We start from the raw sequence: 19,268 nt of genomic DNA on the forward strand, positions 1-19,268 counted from the left end.
CCACCGGTGCTATTCACCGCGATTGAATTTGCAGTTCCGGGGACAGTTTACTCAATTCCGTCTGCCGCAGAGTATGAAATAAGTAAACTGTCCCCAGAATTCATGTAAAGCTAACCGGGCGCGGCACGGGAAGCTGAAAAATGAATCCCTCGCATAACCGCGCTCCGGTTGAGCGTTGGGTTAGGCTTGGGTGTTAAATAAACATTCGGTGTATGAAGCTTCACCTATACACCCTACAAATTATCCGTGTTACGCGTTTAAATACAGGATCCGCAACGGAGTTCGCGATATATTTCACTCATATTTTTCAAACCAATATCTTGACCGTAAGCAGCCGCCTCAAATTGCTTGCCAACCTCTACTAAGTGACCACGGTCATCCTTCATATAACCACAACGCGTTTTGATCTTGCCATTTATTTTTATTTCTTTTGTGAACTCTTCGCGAGCATCAAGCGCATATTGGCTGATGTAGCTACCCATATGCACAAGCTCGTGTAATATTGTCGATTCGACGAGTATCTCAGAGCCTTGCACATCGTTTTCGTAAGCATCAACGACCTGCTCTGCGAGCCAGATCACTCTCGGATACTTTTCCCCATTATAGTACCCGCTGATCTTTGGCTTTGCAGTTAAACCAATAATCGGATAACCAACGTCCCGATCATGCTTAACAAAGGCTAAAGCGACCGATTCTGGCAATTGGCTCCAGAATAGGAATTTCTGCCAAACATCAGGTCTGTTTCGTGGAACGATGGGCAATTTATAGCGAATATACAAGTCAATACGACGTGATCTTTCTAGAAGTTTTCCTCCAGCTATGGCCATTGTAGCCTCCTCTGTAAAATCAAAAATTGTCAGGTTTGCGGTTCTGAAACTTGCCTAGATTGCATCAGGGTTTATCCGGGTTGTCAAGTCCTTACCTGCAGTTCTTTACTGCACCGTTCGTGCGTTATGAGGCAATCTTGCCTCACAACGCACGAACGGATCGCGGATACGCCACATATACCGGGGATGCGCGCGTCGTTCTGATCAAAGAATCAAGAGAAAAAACACGCGTGTGAAGTCCCTTTCTCGGCGAATGCTCAGGGTGTTTAGAGGCACCGGCAGGGGGTCGCGCTTGGCCTCCCACTCCCCGGAACTGCCGGGTCATCCGGCGGTCACGTGCGAGTGATCGGCCTTGGTCATATAGCGTTCGCACCTGATGTCCAGACAAACCTTCGTGTAGGGGCGGGTTTGAAACCCGCCCCTACGTCCGGTTATCACGTCCGAAGGCTATACACCCGGCCATCGCGCGTTCGGTACGGTCGTCGGTCCGCACAGCGGACCCTACGGGTCACGGTGTTACCGGAGGGTCCGCTGTGCGGACCGTCCGCGGCTGATCATACCTCCCTTCAGAGTGCCCAATAACGCGCCTGAACCTCGCGATAGATCTGCAGCGCCTCGGTATCCGCCGGGCGCTGCTCACCGCGATTGAACTTGAGCGGGGTGCGCAACGCACGCCCGGTCAAGCCGGCGACGACTGCCGCGGTGGTTTCGGCAATGGCATCGAGATGGTAACCGCCTTCCAGCACATAGGTGATCCGGCCGCCGCACAGGTCTTGCGCGACCGCATGGAGCGTGAGACACGCGTCGCTCAGGCATTGGGATGTCAGATTGATGCCGGCCAAGGGGTCCATGTAGTGCGCATCCAGCCCCATGCTGACGAGCAGGGCCTCGGGTTGGTACTGGTGCAGGATCGGCACGATGAGCTCGGACAGGATCCGGTCGTAGGTCGCCGCGCCTTCGCCGCCGAGCAGCGGCAGGTTGACGGTGAAGCCTTCGCCCGCGCCGCTGCCACAGTCGTCCAGCGCGCCGGTGCCCGGATAGATGCCCCATTGATGTGTGGAGATATAGAGTACATCCGGGCGCCGGGCGAAGATGGCCGCCGTGCCGTTGCCGTGATGGACATCGATATCGATGATGGCGACGCGCGCCAGACCCGCCGTCTTCAGCAGACGCTCGGCGGCCACCGCGACATTATTGAAATAACAAAAACCGCCGTAGTAATCCCGACCGGCATGGTGCCCTGGAGGGCGCGGGAGGACCAGCGTCGGCGCGCCCGTCGCGACCGCCAGCGCCGCGCCTTGGATGGTGCCGCCGGCCGCGAGCAAGGCGGTGTCGTAGGTCTTGGGGCGATGATAACAATTCGGGTCCAGGGCGCCCTCGTAGTCACCCTTGAGCTCAGCCGGCAGGCTGGCCGCATGGACGGCGAGGATGTCCTCCAACGCGGCCGGCACCGGCTCCCGGACGCCGTCGGCCAGACCCTCCAGCGTGAGCCGCTCCATGATGGACTGCACCCGCTGCGGACATTCGGGGTGACCCGGGGTCTGCAACTGATAACGATACCCGTCGCTGTAGAAGATCGGGAGATCAGTGCTCGGGGATTGCTCGTTCATGGTTATAGCCTTCGGACGTGATTATAGCCTTCGGACGTGATAACCGGACGTAGGGGCGGGTTTCAAACCCGCCCCTACACGAGATCCGTAGATCAGTGCTCGCGCGTTCATCGTTATCTCCGCTGGCGAACTGCCTCATAGAGACAAACACCGGCGGCCACCGAGACGTTCAGACTCTCGACTGTCCCGGCCATCGGCAGGCGCACCAGCAGATCGCAGCGCTCACGGGTGAGGCGCCGCAGGCCCGATCCCTCGCTGCCCATCACCAGACCGATCGGGCCTGTCAGGTCGGCGGCATACAAATCCGCATCCGTCTCGCCGGCGGTTCCGATGAGCCAGATGCCGCGTTCCTTGATCTGATCCATGGTGCGGGCAAGATTGGTGACCTGAATATAGGGCACGGTCTCCGCCGCCCCGCTTGCCACCTTGCACACCACCGGCGTCAGGCCCACCGCGTTGTCCTTGGGGGCGATGACCAGATGCACCCCGGCCGCGTCGGCGGTGCGCAGACAGGCGCCCAGGTTGTGGGGGTCCTGAACCTCATCGAGCAGCAGCAACAGCGGTGGGCCGACGATCTGGTCCAGCAGGGTATCGAGATCCTGGATGGGCCGCGATGCCGGGATGCGCACCCAGGCGAGCGCACCCTGATGGTTGGCCCCGGCAGCCGCCTGATCCAGCGCGGCGCGGTCCTGTTGGCGCACCGGGATCCCGGCCTGGCCGGCCAGCTCCGCCAACTCCGCCAAGCGCCGATCGCGCCGGCTGCGCTCCAGCCAGAGCTCGCCCACGCCGTCGCGGCCGAATTTGAGTGCGCTGCGGACACTGTGGATACCGGCGACCGGGGCGAGATCGTTCATGAGTGAAACATGCTCAACAGATTTCTGATTCGTGACTGATTGCGGCCTCCGGCGCTCCCTGCACCGTTCGATTGCGGCCTTGGGCCTTGGCGCGATAGAGCGCCGCATCGGCGAGGCGCAGCAGCGCGTCCGGCGGCGTTCCGGCCACCGGAACCCCCGTGGCCACCCCGATGCTGACGGTGACCCGGCCAAACGGCGAGTCGGCATGGGGCAGCGCCAGCGCCTCCAGGGCGGTGCGAATCGACTCGCCGAGGCGCAGCATGCCCGCCGCGTCGGTCGCCGGGGCAATGACGGCGAACTCCTCGCCTCCGTACCGGGCGGCCAGATCGCTGATCCGATGGGCCTGGGCACCGAGGACCCCGGCGAGTGCGCGCAGGCACTCATCGCCGGCCTGATGACCATAGCGGTCGTTGTAGTTCTTGAACCAGTCGACATCCAGCATCGCGAGCCCCAAAGACTCACCCGAGCGGGCGCCGCGCTGCCACTCGGCGTGCAGCGTGTCATCGAAGCGGCGGCGATTGGCGAGCCCGGTCAGGCTGTCGGTGGTGCTCAGGACCGCGAGTTGGTGATTGGCGGCCTCGGCCGCCGCCCTGGCGCGATCGAGATCCTCCCGCGCCTGGCGGTTTACGGTGATGTCCTGGGCACTGGTGCGAAAACCGAGCGAACGACCATCGGCATCGAGAATGGGCCGCCAGGAAACCGAAACCCAGAAGATGGAGCCATCTTTGTGCCGCCCCCGGAACTCCAGACTGTCACCGCTGCTGCCCTGGAGCGCTTCCTGGAACTTATTCGCTACCCGGGGGCGGTCTTCATCGGTCGCAAGCATGGCCAGGAAGTCATCCGCGGCCAGGTACTCTTCCGGTGTGAACCCCGTGATCTCCACCGAAAACGGATTCATCCATAACAGCGTTCCTTCCGGACTGAACCACGCCTCCCAACTGGCCGCGTAATTGGCAATGGCCTTGAACTTATCCTCGCTTTCGCGCAGCGCCTCTTCCGCCCGTTTGCGTTCATCCAGGGCGCGCGCCAGCTTGAGATTGCTGTAGCTTAGCGTCGAAATGAGTGTCGAGAATCGGGTATAGAAACTCATCACCCGATCGATGGTGTCCCGACTCCAGCGCGGCACCCGGTCCAGGGCCGCCAGGTAGTCGGCTTCATTGAATCCGAACCGCTCGGCCTGGCGGCGGAAGCCGTCATAATCAGGGACCTCGTCATCATAAAAGAACTGCCCGAGAAAGAGATGTCCCAAGCGCTTGCCGCCCACCGCGATGGGGGTGGCGATATCCCATAAATGATTCTTGCAATTGTATGCTTTGAAAGTCCCCGGCGCCCCGCCCAGACATAGCTGGGTATCGCTCTCGATGCAATTGCGCAGCGTGTCGGGATGCACCCGATGATACCTGGTGCAGATATCCTGCCAACCGGTGGCGACCAGCACCGTGCCGTGGCGGTCGATCACGGCGACGCCAATCCCGGTCAGCGCAAAGAAATCGTCCATGATGGCCTGAATCGCCGCGGTATCGATGATGTCGGCCAGTTCCAGGGTGCCGATATCACCCTCCGGCAAGAGAATCGCGGCCAGTGTGTCTCTCACCTTCGCCTCGCTCTCACGCAGCGCCTCTTCCGCCCGCCGACGCTCGGCAATTTCCGCCTCGGAGCGCCGGATCGCGTCCGAGAGCAGTGCATTGGACTGCGACAACGCGTGCGTTCGCTCCGCGACCTTGTGTTCGAGTGACTGGTAGAGCCGGGCGTTTTCCAGCGAAATGGCCAACTGTCCGCACAGCAGCGACAGGGCCTCGATGCGCGCGGCGGTGAACGCGGCGCGAAACAGCCGGTTCTCCAGCACCAGAAAGGCCGTGGCCCGCCCGTGGACCACCACCGGCAGCGCCAGCAGCGAACACAGGGTCAGACCGGCGAAATGCGGATCGCCCGCAAAGCGGCTGTCGATCACCGCATCGTCGGACACCACGGGCGCCAGTGTCTTCAGCCCCAGCCGCAGCACCGATCCGGCAATGATCCGTTGCGCTTCCGCCGCCTGCCGCGTTAGGTGCGTCAGCGGCTCGCGGCCCCGCAGTCCGCCCTCCAGCAGCCAATCATCGTCCGCGTTGCGCACCAGCAACTGCACATCGGTCGCGCCGGTCAATTGGCTCATGAGGTCCAGCACCCGCGCGCGCAACCGGGGTTGGGAGGTTTCCGCGGCCAACGCCTGGGAGGCTCCCAGCAGCGCCTCATAGTCCAGCGGATCGATCGGGCGCGCACCGCGACTCCCCTGGACACCGGCGTCGATGAACGGCAGCGCCGCCCGCATGGCGTGCGCCTTACCCTCGGCACCCCAGTGCCGATAGAGGTCATGGGCCCGTAACAACAGCGCCCGACCGGCATGTTCGAGTCCCTGCCGCAGCGCGCAGTGCCCGGCGCGTTCGGTGATGAGCGCATGATGCCAGGGACGCTGATGAGCCTGGGCGCCGCGCATGGCCCGCTCGAACACTTGGAGCGCCGCCCAGGGTTGGTCCAGGGCGTCCAGCCGCTGCGCCTCCACCAGATCGCGGAGATGCGCGAAGTTCATCGGCGCGTCGGCGGCGCGGGCCGCCAGCCAGGTCTGATTCGCGGCGAGCCGCTCCAACAGCGCGGGCCGCGCCGCCGGCGCGGTCGCCGGCAGTTGCGCGATCAGGGCGAGTGAATGCAGCAGGTTGGCCAAGGCGGTCGGATAGAATCCGCTGATGTGGCGTGACAGGAGAACCGCGGACTCGGCATGGGATACCAATTCCGCCTCATCGTTGAACAGGCAGGCACCCAGTGCCCGGTAGGTATGGAAATACGCCAGTGCCATGGCGTTTCCCTGGATGGCGGCGAGATGCACCGCATCGTCGAACTCGGCGTCCGCGAAACTCCCGCTGCCCAGTGTCTTGCCCTCCAGGGCGCGCACGAGCTGTCGGTAGGGCAAGAACGCCTGCTCTGAATGCGTGCTGCCGGTCTTGCGTGCGAAGCCGATGGCCGTCGTGATCTCGGTAGTCATCTGCGTGAGTTGCCCGCAGGTATCAAGCACCGCCGCCAGCGAGTTGAAGGGCGTAAAATTCGCGAATTCCAGATCGCCGGCCCGCAAGAGTCCGGCGAACGCCGCCTGGGCATGCACCAGATCGTCGCCGAGCGGTTGAAACCAATGACAGGCGAAGAGCCCGAAACTGTGCTGGGCACGGGCCACCTCGAGGCCGCCCTGATCACGCGTGAGCGCGGTTTCCAAGGCCGCGCGGGCCGCGTGGTAACCCGTGGCATAGTCCTCCCGCAGCGCGATGGTCACCATCGTGATACAACACATCGGGTAGCTCAGGAACTCGCAGTAGCCGGCTTCGATCCACAGGCGGCTGCACCGCGTCATCATCCAGAAGCCGAGCAGCGAGCCGGAAAACAGCGCGGCCGGGATCAACCGGTTGAGCAACTGAGCGATGTCCAACAGCCGCTCATCGTCCATGTTGTGTTGCGTGGGCAAGTGATCCAGCGCGCCCGCCGCCACATGGCGGTAAAACAACGCGAGTTCCTGATCGAGGCTCTCCCGGACCGGCTCCGGCGGCAACCGGATGCCGAGTTGAGCGAGCAGGTCGCCGCCCAGACGCACGGCGTCGGAGTAACGCGTCCGGTTGGACAGGCTCGCGATCTGGATGCAGATCGGTGCGATCAACTGCCGCGGCGATGCGGCCTGTGCCGCCAGCAAGGCGTAGACGGCATCAGCCTCGCTGTGAAGCGACTGGCTATAGAGCACCAGGTGCAGTTCGGTATGGAGAACGAAGGCGGTATCATGATCGCGCTGCCAGGCGTCCGCCGCCAATTGCCCGATCCCCAGGCGCAAGAACCGTTCCGCGGTGGCAAAGGCACCGGATTGGCGGGCCTGTCGCGCGGCCCTGAGAAACAGCGCGCGGGCAAGCGCCCGCTCGGCGGTCTCGATGATCAGCGGCGCGGCGATCGCATAGTGTTCGGCGGCGCGCAGTGGATGGACCGGATCAGCCGTGGACCGGGCAAAGCGCCGGGCCATCGCCAGATGCAACCGGGCCCGCCAGGCGTCGTCGCGAAGCATATACACGGCTTGCTGCATCCGATCGTGGCAGAACGCCAGCGCGGCACCGTCATCGGCCTGATGAACGGCCAACGCCTTGGGCGTGAACAGAATCCCCCGTTCCAACGCCGGTCTGAGCCGCTCGGCGAGTGCGCCCGGATCCTCACCGGTGGCAAGCGCCAACTGACCCAGGGTGCAGGTCGTGCCCAGACAGGCGGCGGCGACCAATGATTCGGCGGTCTGCTGTGCCAGGTCACGCAAGCCCGCGGCGAGGAAATCGACCACATTGGCGCTGGCCGGGCGGGCTTGGATCGCGGCGGTGTCCCACTGCCAGCACCCCTGTTCCGGATCCGGCCGCAAGGCCCCTTCCCGGTAAAGCGCATTGAGGAACTCGATCGTGAAGAACGGGTTGCCGCTGGTCTTGGCGTACAGGGCGGCGGCCAGGGGCCGCACCGCGTCATGCGACAGGTGCAGCATGTCGGCCAGCAGTTCGGTCATGTCGGCCGCCGTCAGGCTGACCAGGGTCAGCACCGGGGCCGCGGCGCCCGTGACCGTCGGTCGGCCCAACAGGCGCAGGAGCGGGTGGGCCGGGTCGACCTCGTTGTCGCGGAAGGCGCCGATCAACAACAAGCCAACCAGATCGGGCTCCTCCAGCAAGGCGCCGATGAAATCCAGCGACGGTTGATCGGCCCATTGCAGATCGTCGAGAAAGAGCACCAACGGATGGGCGGGCGCGGCGATCCGGCGCACCAGGGCGACCAACAGGGCACGCAGCCGCACTTGCGACTCGTGCGGTCCCAACGCGGGCACGGGAGCCTGCGGACCAAGCAGCGACTGCAATTCCGGCACCACCTCCAACAGCGCCCCGGCGTCCGGCCCGACACCCGCAAGGATGCGCGCGCGCCACGCGTCGACCTGCGCCTCGGGTTCCGCCAACAGCAGTTGGCACAACTGGCGTAGCGCCTGGACTGGGCCAAGGAAGGGGCGGTCGTGACGAAACTGCTCGAACTTGCCGCTGATGAACAGACCCCGCTCCAGGGTCACCGGCCGGTGGATCTCGTGAATCAGCACCGTCTTGCCGACCCCCGCGTAGCCGGCCACGAAGAGGCCCCGCGCCACCCCCTCGATCGCGCCGGTGAAAGCCGTCAGCAGCATCGCCAATTCACTGTCGCGCCCGTACAGGCGGCGCGGGGGTCGGGGCGCGAGCGGCAGGTCGCGCTCCCTCAACCGCACGGCCGCGAGCGGCTGCCGCGCGGCCGGCGCGGCACGCAGTCGATGCAGATCGTGGGCCAGCCCGGCGGCGCTCTGATAGCGGTCATCCGGCTCCTTGGCGAGCAGCGTCAGGATCAGTTCGGTGACCAGGGGCGGCAGCCACGGCGCGTGTTCTCCCGGCGGCAGCGGGGCGCGGGCCAGATGGGCGTGAACCAGCGCGAGCGGATCGGTCTCCTCGAACGGCGGCCGACCCGTCGCCAGGGTGTAGAGGACGGCGCCGAGTGAATACAGGTCCGTGCGGTAGTCGACCGGCCGATTCATCCGCCCGGTCTGCTCGGGCGACAGATAGGCCGGGCTCCCCGACAAACCACTCAACGGATCGAATCCGGGATGTTCCTCGGCGAAGGTGGTGGCCAGGTCGAAGTCGATGACCTGAACCCGCAGGTCGTCGATCCGCACCAGGACATTGGCCGGGTTCAGGTCCTTGTGGATGACGCCGCGCCCATGGATCTCCGCCAGGCCGTGCGCCAGATGTTCGGCCACGGCGAGGAAGGCGGCCGGATCGCGCCGGCCCAGGAGCCCGGACTCACCGAGCGTCACGCCGCCGAAGTCGGCGACGGCCAGTTCCGGCACCGCCGGGTCGTAGCGGATCAGCCGCGGACAAGCATCCAGGCCCTGCAGCCGTTCCAGGATGCGCTGTTCGTTATGCAGCGCCGACCTGACCGCCTCGCGATCACCGTCATCCAGGCCCCGCTTGACGATCAGCGGACCAGCCGCCGGATCGAGCACACGCATCACGCGATGCGCGCGCCCCCGGTGGATCTCGGCTGCGCCGGGATAACGATCAATGGTGTTCATGTCTGGGGTTCTCCTGCACCAGCGCCCGCAACCCTGCGAGCACGCGGTCCCGCAGGCCGTGGAGTTCATCCAGCCTCGCCAACGCCGCCGCGCCCTGGCCTTGAGCCTGAAGTTCAACCAATGCGTCCGCCAGCCGGTGCAACTGAGCATGTACCGGTTCGATCGCCTGGAAGGTCGGCTGGGCACCATGGCGGGCCAAACCCTGGCCGTCCAGCCACCGACCGAAGCGGCACCGGCGCTGATCCGGCGGCGGGGCTTCACGCTCGCCGTTGAGGTGGCTTTCCACCACGGCCATCCAGGCGCGATGCTCGGCGCCGGCAAACAGCAGCGGCAAATCGTCGCGGCTCACCGCGGGTAACCCGCCCCAGGCCGGATCGGACCGCCAGGTGACGGTCCAGCCGGGGACCTCGGCCGCCGGCATCGGGCGGGCAATACCGTAGCCCTGGGCCAGTTCGCAGCCGAGCCGCAGCAACATCACACCGTGTTCCACGGTCTCCACCCCTTCGGCGATGACCTGGCGGTCAAAGGCGGCGGCCAGGGCGAGCACACCGTCCAGAATCGCCAGGTCATCCGGATCGTCGAGCATGCCACGCACAAAACTCTGGTCAATCTTGATCTGGGTCACCGGCAGGCGTTTCAGGTAGGTCAGCGACGCGTAACCCGTGCCAAAGTCGTCGAGGGCAAACCTGACCCCCAGCTCCCGGCAGCGCTCGATGATCAGGGAGACCCTGGCCAAGTCCGCCAGCGCGCTGGTTTCCAGCACTTCCAGTTCAAGATCAGTCGGCCTGAGGCTCGGATGCGCTGCCAGAATCTCATACAACCGGTCGACGAAATCGACCTGCTGCAACTGGCGAGCGCCGACATTGACGCTGATCGGGATCTCCAGTCCGATCGTCCGCCAGCGCTCCATTTGGATCAGGGCACTGTCGATCACCCACTCGCCGATGGCGACTGCCAGCGGATGATCCTCGATCGCCGGCAGGAAGGCGGCCGGCAGCAGCAGCCCCAGTTGCGGATGTTGCCAACGGATCAGGGCCTCGACGCCGATGACCGTCCCGGTGCGCAGGTTCACCTTCGGCTGGTAATACAGCACGAATTCACGCTCGGCGAGCGCGTGACGAATCTGTTCCAGGCGTTCATGATGGCCGCGGACGCTGCGGTCCAACTCGGGGTCGAACACATGGTAACGGTTCTTGCCCGCCAGCTTGGCCTGATACATCGCCTGATCGGCCTGGCGCAGCAGTTGCTCGGCATCGATGTCCTCCGCTTGCGGGTAGAAGGTCACCCCGACACTGGCTGAGACTTGCAGCACGTGCTCGCCGACCGGCACCGACTGGGCCGCGGCAGTCAGCAGCCGCGCGAGCAGCGGGACACTGGCTTGGATGTCGGCCAAGTCGATCAGCACGGCGACGAACTCGTCTCCGCCGATGCGGGCGAGGGTGTCGCCCTCGCGCAGGACCCGCTGCATGCCGGCCGCCGCGGCGATCAACAGTTGGTCGCCTGCCGCATGTCCGTGGTGATCGTTGATGGTCTTGAATCCGTCCAGATCGAGAAAGGCCACGGCCAGCAGGCGCGCATTGCGCTGCGCCAGCACCATCCCCTGGCGCAGGCGGTCGGCCAACAGCACGCGGTTCGGCAGACGGGTCAATACATCATAGTGGGCGATATACTCCAACGCGCGCTCCTGCTCCTTCATCAGGGTGACGTCGGAGAACAGCGCCACGTATTGCCGGATGCAGCCCTGGGTATCCCGCACGGCGCTGATGGTTTGCATCACCGCATACACCTCGCCGCTCTTGCGCCGGTTCCAGATTTCCCCGGACCATTGGCCTTGCTCCAGCAGCGCGCGCCACATGGCCTCATAGAACGCCGCGCCATGCAGGCCGGAACTGAGGATACGCGGATTCCGGCCCAGGACATCATCGCTGCTGTAACTGGTGATCCGGCCGAAGGCGTCATTGACATCGAGGATCGTACCGTCGGCAGCGGTGATCATGATGCCTTCCCAGGCATGGGTAAAGACGCTGGCGGCCAGGTAGAGTCGTTCTTCGCGGCGTCTAACCTCCTCGGTCAACTGGTCGGCGATACGCCTCGCGTTGACGCGGGTGTTGATCATGGACAGCATCAACCAGAACAGCAGGCCGCTGAGCGCACCGCCGCCGGCCAGGGCGGTCCAGGCCAGCCTATAGTCGATACCGGAGGCGGTCGGCAGGCGATCACAGACCAGCAGCCAGTGCCGACCGTTGAAGTCGAGCGTCTGCGGCTGATGAAACAGCGACCACGGGTCCGGTGTGACCGCCGGTTTGCTGTCGAATAACAGGCGGTCAGGCGACGCTTCAAGACCATCGTAGATGGTGAGGTCGACGGTCTTGCCCTGGTGGCCCTCCCAGTCGCCGAGGATACCGGTCATGAGGTCATGCATGCGATACGGGCTGTAGGCCCAGCCAATCAGCGCGGCCCGCCGCTGCTCGAGCGTCTGCACCGGTGCCTCGTTGCGATAGACCGGAACATACATGAGGGTCCCGGCCTGGACTTGGGTGCCGGTCTCCTGCACCAGTTCGACCTTGCCGGACAATGCCGCCTCGCCGGTGTCGCGCGCCTGATCCATGGCGACCCGCCGGACCGGCTCGGCATACATATCGAAACCGAACGCGCGCAGGTTACGGTCGCGGAACGGTTCAAGGAAGATGATGGAGGTATAGAGGGCGCGCTCGCCCGGCGGACGGACGCTGTAGTCGGGGAAGCCTTCGCCTTGAATGCCGGCGACGTGGGCGGCGAGTTGATCCGGCGCAATCACCTGGGCGAACCCGATCCCCTGCACGCCGGGGACACTGCCGCTCGCCCGCAGGGTCTCGACATAGGCCCGCCACTCGTCGCGGTCCACCGTGCGCGACGCGGCAAACAGGGCGGCACCGCCGCGGAGAATCAGCGCGTAAGCACTCAGCCGTTCCCCGATCTTGAGGGCCACCTGATCGCAACGATAGCCGAATTGCCGCGCCGCATCCTGCGCGATGAGGTGTTTGACCTTCAGGCCGCCGAAGACGCTCGCCGACAAACCGAGGGCGAGGATGATCCAGGCAAATCCGGTTTTTCGCGTTAAGCTCGATGTCGACATGAGTGGGCTCGGCGGCCGGTTCGGAAAGCATCCAAAAAATTTGCAGCACAGGGCGACAGGTTGATGTGAAAACAGGATGCTCCTGAAGGTAAAGGAACGTCCGGAACGGAGCCTGCCTCGTGGCCCACGACGCACCCATCGCTTAGGATAGGCCGAACTGCAACACCCGAACGGGTTATTTGGGGCTCGATCAATGCCACTTTCCCAAGATCCCCGCCGCCGGCTCGTTTTTGGCGCCAGCGGCTATATCGGCACCTATCTGGTCCCGCGTCTGCTCGCGGCCGGCGCCGTGGTGCGGGTGTCTTCGCGCCAACCGCGCGGGCTGGAGGCGCGCGGCTGGCCGGGGGTGGAGATCGTCGGCGCCGACGCGCTGGACCCGGACAGCCTGCCCGCGGCGCTCGCCGGGGTCAGTATCGCCTATTACCTGGTCCACTCGATGGGCGCCGGTAAGCATTTCGGCCGTCTGGACCTGGACGCGGCCGCCAATTTCGCCGCCGCGGCGGCCGAGGCCGGGGTGGAGCGCATCTGCTATCTCGGCGGTCTGGTGCCGGACGACGCGACCAGCGAGCACATCGTCTCGCGCCGCGACACCGGCCAGGTGCTGCGCCAGGGCACGGTGCCGGTCACCGAAATCCGCGCCGGGATCATCGTCGGCCCCGGCTCCGCCGCTTTCGAGGTCATGCGCGACCTGGTCTATCACCTGCCGGTCATGATCACGCCGCGCTGGGTCACCGCCAAGTCACCCCCGGTGGCCCTCGACAACCTGCTCGAATACCTGATGATGGCCCCGGGGCTGCCGGAAACGGCCAACCGTATCCTGGACGCGGCGGGGCCGGAGGAACTCACCTATGCCCAGATGATGCGCATCCTGGCCGAGGCCGCCGGCCGCCGCCCGCCCTGGATCATCCCGGTGCCGGTGCTGAGCCCCAAGCTCTCCGCCTATTGGCTGCGCTTCGTCACCGCCGTCCCGACCAACGTCGCCCGCGCCCTGATCGAAGGCCTGAAACACGACTTCACCGCCCACCCGCAGGAACTGCGCCGGCTGGTCCCGCAGCGCCTGCTGAGCTTCCGCGAATCGGTGGACGCCGCCTTCGCCGCCGAACGCAACGCCACCGTCCTCGCCCGCTGGACCGAAGGAGCCTTCAACATGCGCAAGGGCCGGATCGACTATGCCTATTACGCCAAACGCGCCGGCGGCAGCACCATTGCCGCCGCCCCGGCGGCCGACGTCTGGGCCGTGGTCAGCGCCATCGGCGGCGACAACCGCTATTACGCGCTCAACACACTCTGGACCATCCGCGAAATCATGGACTGGCTGGTCGGCGGACGCGGTCTGGCCCGCGGCCGGCGCCACCCCAGCGAGGTGCGGGTGGGCGACCGCATCGACTCCTGGGAAGTGATTGGTGTGGAACCCGAACGGCGCCTGACCATGACCTTTGGCATGCGCGCCCCCGGCGCCGGAGTGCTGGAATTCGACTTGGAACCGCTGTCACCCGAGCGCACCCGCCTCACCGCCACCGCCTATTGGCACCCCGCCGGCGTCTGGGGCCTGCTGTACTGGCTCGCCATGGCGCCCGGCCATGCCGTCATCTTCGACGCGCTGACCGGGGCCATCTGTCGGCGGGCGGAAGCGCGGAAGCGGTCATGATCGTCGTTCCAGTCAAAGCGGCCACTCGGATTCCTTTCTCGTTCCCACGCTCCAGCGTGGGAATGCCGTGCGGCCGCTCCAGCGGCCGGTAGCGCCACGCGACGGCTCGCGCGTCGCAACTGGCTCCCATGCCTGAGCGTAGGAACAAGAAATGCCCCTACTCGATTGAGTGCATTCTGGACAAAACTTTTTGTTGCTCCACAATCTAACGTAAGGTGATTTCCGCGANAAANCCANCCCGTAGGAGCCCGCTTGCGGGCGACGGGTGGGGGCACAATGACGCGATTCCGGCAGGTCACGTCGCCCGCAAGCGGGCTCCTACGGAGCTTGATTCTTGATAGCGTCTTATTCGGAAGTCGCCTAAAGTCCGAGAGGCTGCTAGATCATCACGCCGGGTGTCGATCGCATCTGGAAAACCAGGGCACCGAGTCGGCGGCCGTCCTGCGCGGACTCAGACTGGCCCATCGACCGCTGAGGACACGGGCGGCCAGGCGATGCTGAGCCCCGCGATGGCCGTGACCGCGGTCTCGCCAACCAGCGGCTGCACCTCGGGGCGGCCGTACGCCCCGTTGGTGAGTCGGTAGATCATCAGGGTCCGGTCCGTGGGATGCACCAGCCAATATTCCCGCACCCCCGCACGCTCGTAGGCGTCGCGCTTGTCGCGCTGGTCCTTGGCGGCGGTACGCGGTGACAACACCTCCACGACCCAGTCCGGCGCACCCCGACAGCCGGCTTCATCGAGTTTCCGGGAGTCGCAGATCACGACGATGTCGGGCTGGACCACGGTATCCACCCGGTCGTCGGCCTCGTCGGCCTTCGGCAGACGGACGTCGAAAGGTGCGACATTGACCTCGCAGGGGCCGCCGCGCAGGAAGGCGTGCGCCTGGGTGGCGATCTCCAACACCATCTGCTGGTGACCGCGGGTCGGGGCGGGACACATGTCGTACGCCCGCCCGTCGATCAGTTCCCAGCGCTCGTCATCCGGCCAGCGGCAGTAGGCGCCGTAAGTGAATCGGTCTTCTTTGCGGGCAAGCTGCGGCATCGCAGGGACTCCGTCGGTGGCGAACGCCGGCAATTCACCGGCCGGGCGGGATCGCTCAAGTATAGGCGCGCATCCTCGATCCCAGAAAGGAAAGTCAGCCGGGGGCGTGCGCCGCGGTGCCGGCGGTCCGGCCATGGCACGGACTGACGAAACGCGCCGTACCCGCCCACTGTGCCAAAACGGCACAGTCGCACCCGCCGGACTGTTCCCGATCAGCACAGCCGCTCGCCCCTGAGTTAGGCGCCACACGTCGCCAGGCCGCCGTTGCCCCGCCCTCCCCGCCCCTGGGCCTGACGTGGCGCCCGGTGTGGTATCGCCTTCTTACCTGATATCCAGACAGACTCTGGTGTAGGGGCGGGTTTGAAACCCGCCCCTACGTCCGGCTATCACGTTCGACGACTATACGTCGCCAGGGTCTTGGCACGACCCGTGCTCTCACCTCCGCACTGGCCGCCCGCCCGCGCTTTTGCGCCCGCGCACGGTCTGTTCATAATCAGATTTTTCAGGAGTGACTGTCATGATTTACGCGAACCCCGGTCAGGCCGGCTCTAAGGTCACCTTCAAGAAGCGCTACGACAATTTCATCGGCGGACGCTGGGCGCCGCCGGCCAAGGGCGCCTATTTCGAGAACCTGTCCCCGGTCAATGGTCAGCCCTTCTGCGAGGTCGCCCGCTCCAGCGCGGAGGACATCGAGGCCGCCCTGGACGCCGCCCATGCCGCCCGCGACGCCTGGGGCAAGACGCCGGCCGCGGAGCGCGCCAATATCCTGGTCAAGATCGCCCAGCGGATGGAGGACAACCTGGAACTCCTGGCGGTCGCCGAGACCTGGGACAACGGCAAGCCGGTGCGCGAAACACTCGCCGCGGACCTGCCGCTGGCCATCGACCATTTTCGTTATTTCGCCGGCTGTATCCGCGCCCAGGAGGGGTCGCTGTCGGAGATCGACGAGAACACCGTCGCGTATCATTTTCACGAGCCGCTGGGGGTCGTCGGCCAAATCATCCCCTGGAACTTCCCGCTCCTGATGGCCACCTGGAAGCTGGCCCCGGCCCTCGCCGCCGGCAACTGCGTGGTACTCAAGCCCGCCGAGCAGACGCCGGTCGGCATCCTGGTCTGGGCGGAGTTGATTGGCGACCTCCTGCCGCCCGGTGTGCTCAACATCGTCAACGGCTTCGGACTGGAAGCGGGCAAGCCGCTCGCCTCCAGCCCGCGGATCGCCAAGATCGCCTTCACCGGGGAGACCACCACCGGCCGGCTGATCATGCAGTACGCCAGCCAGAACCTGATCCCGGTCACCCTGGAACTGGGCGGCAAGTCGCCGAACATCTTCTTCGATGATGTCTGCGCGGCCGATGACGACTTCTTCGACAAGGCGGTCGAGGGGTTCGTGATGTTTGCCTTGAACCAGGGCGAGGTTTGCACCTGCCCCAGCCGCGCCCTGATCCAGGAGTCGATCTATGACCGCTTCATGACGAAGGCACTCGCCCGGGTCAAGCAGATCAAGCAGGGCAATCCGCTCGACACCGAGACCATGCTCGGCGCCCAGGCATCGAGCGAACAGCGCGAGAAGATCCTGAGCTACTTCGAGATCGGTCGTCAGGAAGGGGCCGAGGTCCTGACCGGCGGCGCCGCGGCGCATCTGGGCGGCGATCTGGAAGGCGGCTACTACATCCAGCCGACCGTCTTTCTGGGCCACAACCGCATGCGCATCTTCCAGGAGGAGATCTTCGGCCCCGTGGTCTCGGTCACCACCTTCAAGGACGAGGCCGAGGCCCTGCACCTGGCCAACGACACCCTCTACGGCCTGGGCTCCGGGGTCTGGAGCCGCGACGCCGGCCGCTGCTTCCGCATGGGCCGCGGCATCCACGCCGGCCGCGTCTGGACCAACTGCTACCACGCCTATCCCGCCCACGCCGCCTTTGGCGGCTACAAGCAGTCCGGCATCGGGCGCGAGACCCATCGGATGATGCTCGACCATTACCAGCAGACCAAGAACCTGCTGGTGAGCTACAGCCCCAAAGCGCTAGGGTTCTTCTGAGGCGGAGCACCCTCAAGACCTTGATCGTCGTCCCGGCCGCACGAGAACCGGAGGTTGAGGCTTTACCGTTACAGTCGCGCAGCGNCCCTGTGGGAGCGGCGTCCCGCCGCGACGGGGGCGGGCGTCCCGCCGAGGCGTTAGCGGTCGCCACCGCACCGCATCGCGGCGGGACGCCGCTCCCACAAGGTTCCGGGCTAAAGCCATCAATGCGCGACACCCGAGCACTGGCCGGAACGACGATCAAGGCCCGTCGCGTAGTTGAACTGACCGCATCGGGTTGCTCATCCCGCGCAACGCAACCCGCCCCGCCTTCGCGTACCAGAGAATCGAACCATGAGCGAGCTCACCGCCGTTGCCCGTGTCATCGCCACCGCGTCCGCCGAGCGCCTGATCGAAGCACTGCGCGCCGAGCACGGCCCGCTGCTCTTCCACCAATCCGGCGGCTGCTGCGACGGCTCGTCCCCCATGTGTTTCGCCCAAGGCGACTTTCTGATCGGCGACCATGACATCCTGCTTGGCGAGATCGCGGGCGCCCCTTTCTATATCAGCGGACCCCAGTTCGAGGTCTGGCGCCACACCCAGTTGATCATCGACGTCGTCCCCGGCCGCGGCGGCATGTTCTCGCTCGAAAACGGCCGCGAGGTCCGCTTCCACACCCGCTCGCGGCTCTTCACCGACGCCGAGGCCGCGACGCTCACACCGGTCGGTGCGCCGGGGTCGGGTTGGACCTTCGGCCAGCCGGGGGGTTGACCGCGATGAGGCCGATCCAACGCTGGGGACTGCCGGCGGCGCTGACCCTTGGCTCCGCCGGGGAGCAGGCCGCCGCCGAGCCGCCCGCCGCCGGGGTTGACGATGTGCTCGAGGACAGTGCGGTGTCCACCTTGGACCCGGTGGTGGTGACCGCCACCCGCACCGGAGAGAACAACCGGGACCTGCCGGTGGCCAATGCGCTGAATCTGCCGGACAGCGAGGACCCCCTGGGCCTCACCGCCGCCCAGGCGCAAGCCGATCGGCGCCAGGCCCAGCCCGCCACGCTCCAATTCCGGACGCGCCGTACCCTGGAGAACATGCAAGGGCGCTTGCAACTCGAGCAGCCCCTCACCGACCAATTACTATCCGGCGGCCGGAGTCAATTATCTGGTCGGGATCACGCTGACCTACCTCTGGTAGGGTCCGCTGCGCGGACCGACCGCTGCGCGGACCGACCGCTGCGCGGACCACCGCCCCCGCAGATCCCGCGCCGCTTTGATGATGCGGGGGTGATGCTGTAGGGTGCGGTGAGGCACGAACCGCACCAAGCGCAGACGGGGCGCGGTTCGTGCCTCACCGCACCCTACGACCTATCCGTCCCCGTCACCGGCAGCGCCCGCGGGCGCCGGTCCCGCCCGCTTCGTGCTAAGCTTGGCCTCTGCGATTCCAACACTGGACGCCTGCCGCCCATGTCCTCCAGCGCTGCCACCCAACCCGCACCCGCGTCCGCGACCCCGCCGCCTCGGTGCCTGCCCGCGGCGGACGCCACACCGCGCTCCGCGGACGGTCTCCTGGTCTCGGAGGCGGTCTACTGGACCAGCTATTACCTGGAGTCGGACCACCATTACGAGTGGAACAATGGCCGCCTGGAGGAGAAACCGGTGTCCGATTTCGAGACCTTTCTGGTCTATGCCTGGTTCAGCGAGTTGGTGCGGCACTTCCTGCGCACCCACCCGTGCGCGCAGCTGGTCGGCTTGGAGATGGGTTTCCGGCTGCCGCTGCCGGGCGGCACCGTCATCCGCAAGCCCGATTTCGGCGTGGTGCGCAACGACAATCCCCAGCCGCTGCTGCCCTTGGATTGCTCCTACCGCGGGGTCTTCGACCTCTGTATCGAGGCCCTGTCCGACCAGGAGCGTAGCGGCATCGAGCGTGATACTGTCATCAAGAAGGCCGAATACGCTGCCGGGGGCGTGCCCGAGTATTACATCCTGCACAAGCATCCCGACCATCAGGCGTTCTACACCCGCACCGCCGCCGGGCTCTATA

Annotated in this window: 11 protein-coding genes; 5 read left to right on the forward strand and 6 right to left on the reverse strand. The window is 65.5% G+C overall.

All coding sequences use genetic code 11. The annotated features are described in order from the left end of the window. Positions 1-257: 257 nt before the first annotated feature. The 5 genes from A39O_RS41235 to A39O_RS0125240 all read right to left on the reverse strand — a co-directional run bounded on the left by A39O_RS41235 (position 258) and on the right by A39O_RS0125240 (position 12,524). Positions 258-827, reverse strand: a complete 570-nt coding sequence (locus A39O_RS41235) for a hypothetical protein (RefSeq protein WP_157640406.1) — start codon at positions 825-827, stop codon at positions 258-260. A gap of 566 nt (positions 828-1,393) precedes the next feature. Continuing rightward, the gene (locus tag A39O_RS35100; protein WP_020507442.1) at positions 1,394-2,437 is read right to left on the reverse strand and encodes a histone deacetylase family protein; all 1,044 of its coding nucleotides are present in this window, start codon (positions 2,435-2,437) and stop codon (positions 1,394-1,396) included. A 113-nt stretch (positions 2,438-2,550) separates the two neighbouring features. Next, the gene (rlmB, locus tag A39O_RS0125230) at positions 2,551-3,291 is read right to left on the reverse strand and encodes a 23S rRNA (guanosine(2251)-2'-O)-methyltransferase RlmB (RefSeq protein ID WP_020507443.1); all 741 of its coding nucleotides are present in this window, start codon (positions 3,289-3,291) and stop codon (positions 2,551-2,553) included. Positions 3,292-3,304: 13 nt separating this feature from the next. Further along, complete coding sequence (locus A39O_RS35105) at positions 3,305-9,409, reverse strand: diguanylate cyclase (RefSeq protein WP_020507444.1); 6,105 nt, start codon at positions 9,407-9,409, stop codon at positions 3,305-3,307. Beyond that, positions 9,396-12,524, reverse strand: a complete 3,129-nt coding sequence (locus A39O_RS0125240; RefSeq protein ID WP_020507445.1) for an EAL domain-containing protein — start codon at positions 12,522-12,524, stop codon at positions 9,396-9,398. The genes A39O_RS35105 and A39O_RS0125240 overlap by 14 nt, the downstream gene beginning before the upstream one ends. A gap of 193 nt (positions 12,525-12,717) precedes the next feature. On the opposite strand from A39O_RS0125240, the gene A39O_RS0125245 reads away from it, so the two are divergent. Then, entirely contained in the window at positions 12,718-14,172 is a 1,455-nt protein-coding gene (locus A39O_RS0125245; RefSeq protein WP_020507446.1) for a DUF2867 domain-containing protein, read from the forward strand. A gap of 451 nt (positions 14,173-14,623) precedes the next feature. Here A39O_RS0125245 and A39O_RS0125250 read toward each other — a convergent pair whose 3' ends face one another. Further along, positions 14,624-15,214 carry a Uma2 family endonuclease gene (locus A39O_RS0125250; protein ID WP_020507447.1) on the reverse strand — a complete coding sequence of 197 codons (591 nt, stop codon included), beginning with the start codon at positions 15,212-15,214 and terminating at the stop codon, positions 14,624-14,626. A 517-nt stretch (positions 15,215-15,731) separates the two neighbouring features. Here A39O_RS0125250 and adh point away from each other — a divergent pair. The 4 genes from adh to A39O_RS0125270 form a co-directional block, all read left to right on the forward strand. Continuing rightward, positions 15,732-17,252 carry an aldehyde dehydrogenase gene (gene adh / locus A39O_RS0125255; protein WP_020507448.1) on the forward strand — a complete coding sequence of 507 codons (1,521 nt, stop codon included), beginning with the start codon at positions 15,732-15,734 and terminating at the stop codon, positions 17,250-17,252. 333 nt (positions 17,253-17,585) lie between these two features. Further along, on the forward strand, positions 17,586-18,002 hold the full coding sequence (locus tag A39O_RS35110) for a DUF779 domain-containing protein (protein WP_020507449.1): 417 nt from the start codon (positions 17,586-17,588) through the stop codon (positions 18,000-18,002). A 5-nt stretch (positions 18,003-18,007) separates the two neighbouring features. Beyond that, positions 18,008-18,523, forward strand: coding sequence for a hypothetical protein (locus tag A39O_RS0125265; protein ID WP_026199730.1), 516 nt, complete (start codon positions 18,008-18,010; stop codon positions 18,521-18,523). 168 nt (positions 18,524-18,691) lie between these two features. Then, a partial coding sequence (locus tag A39O_RS0125270; protein WP_026199731.1) for a Uma2 family endonuclease occupies positions 18,692-19,268 on the forward strand: 577 nt, incomplete at its 3' end.

The organism is Lamprocystis purpurea DSM 4197 (assembly GCF_000379525.1).
GTDB classification, from domain to species: domain Bacteria; phylum Pseudomonadota; class Gammaproteobacteria; order Chromatiales; family Chromatiaceae; genus Thiodictyon; species Thiodictyon purpureum.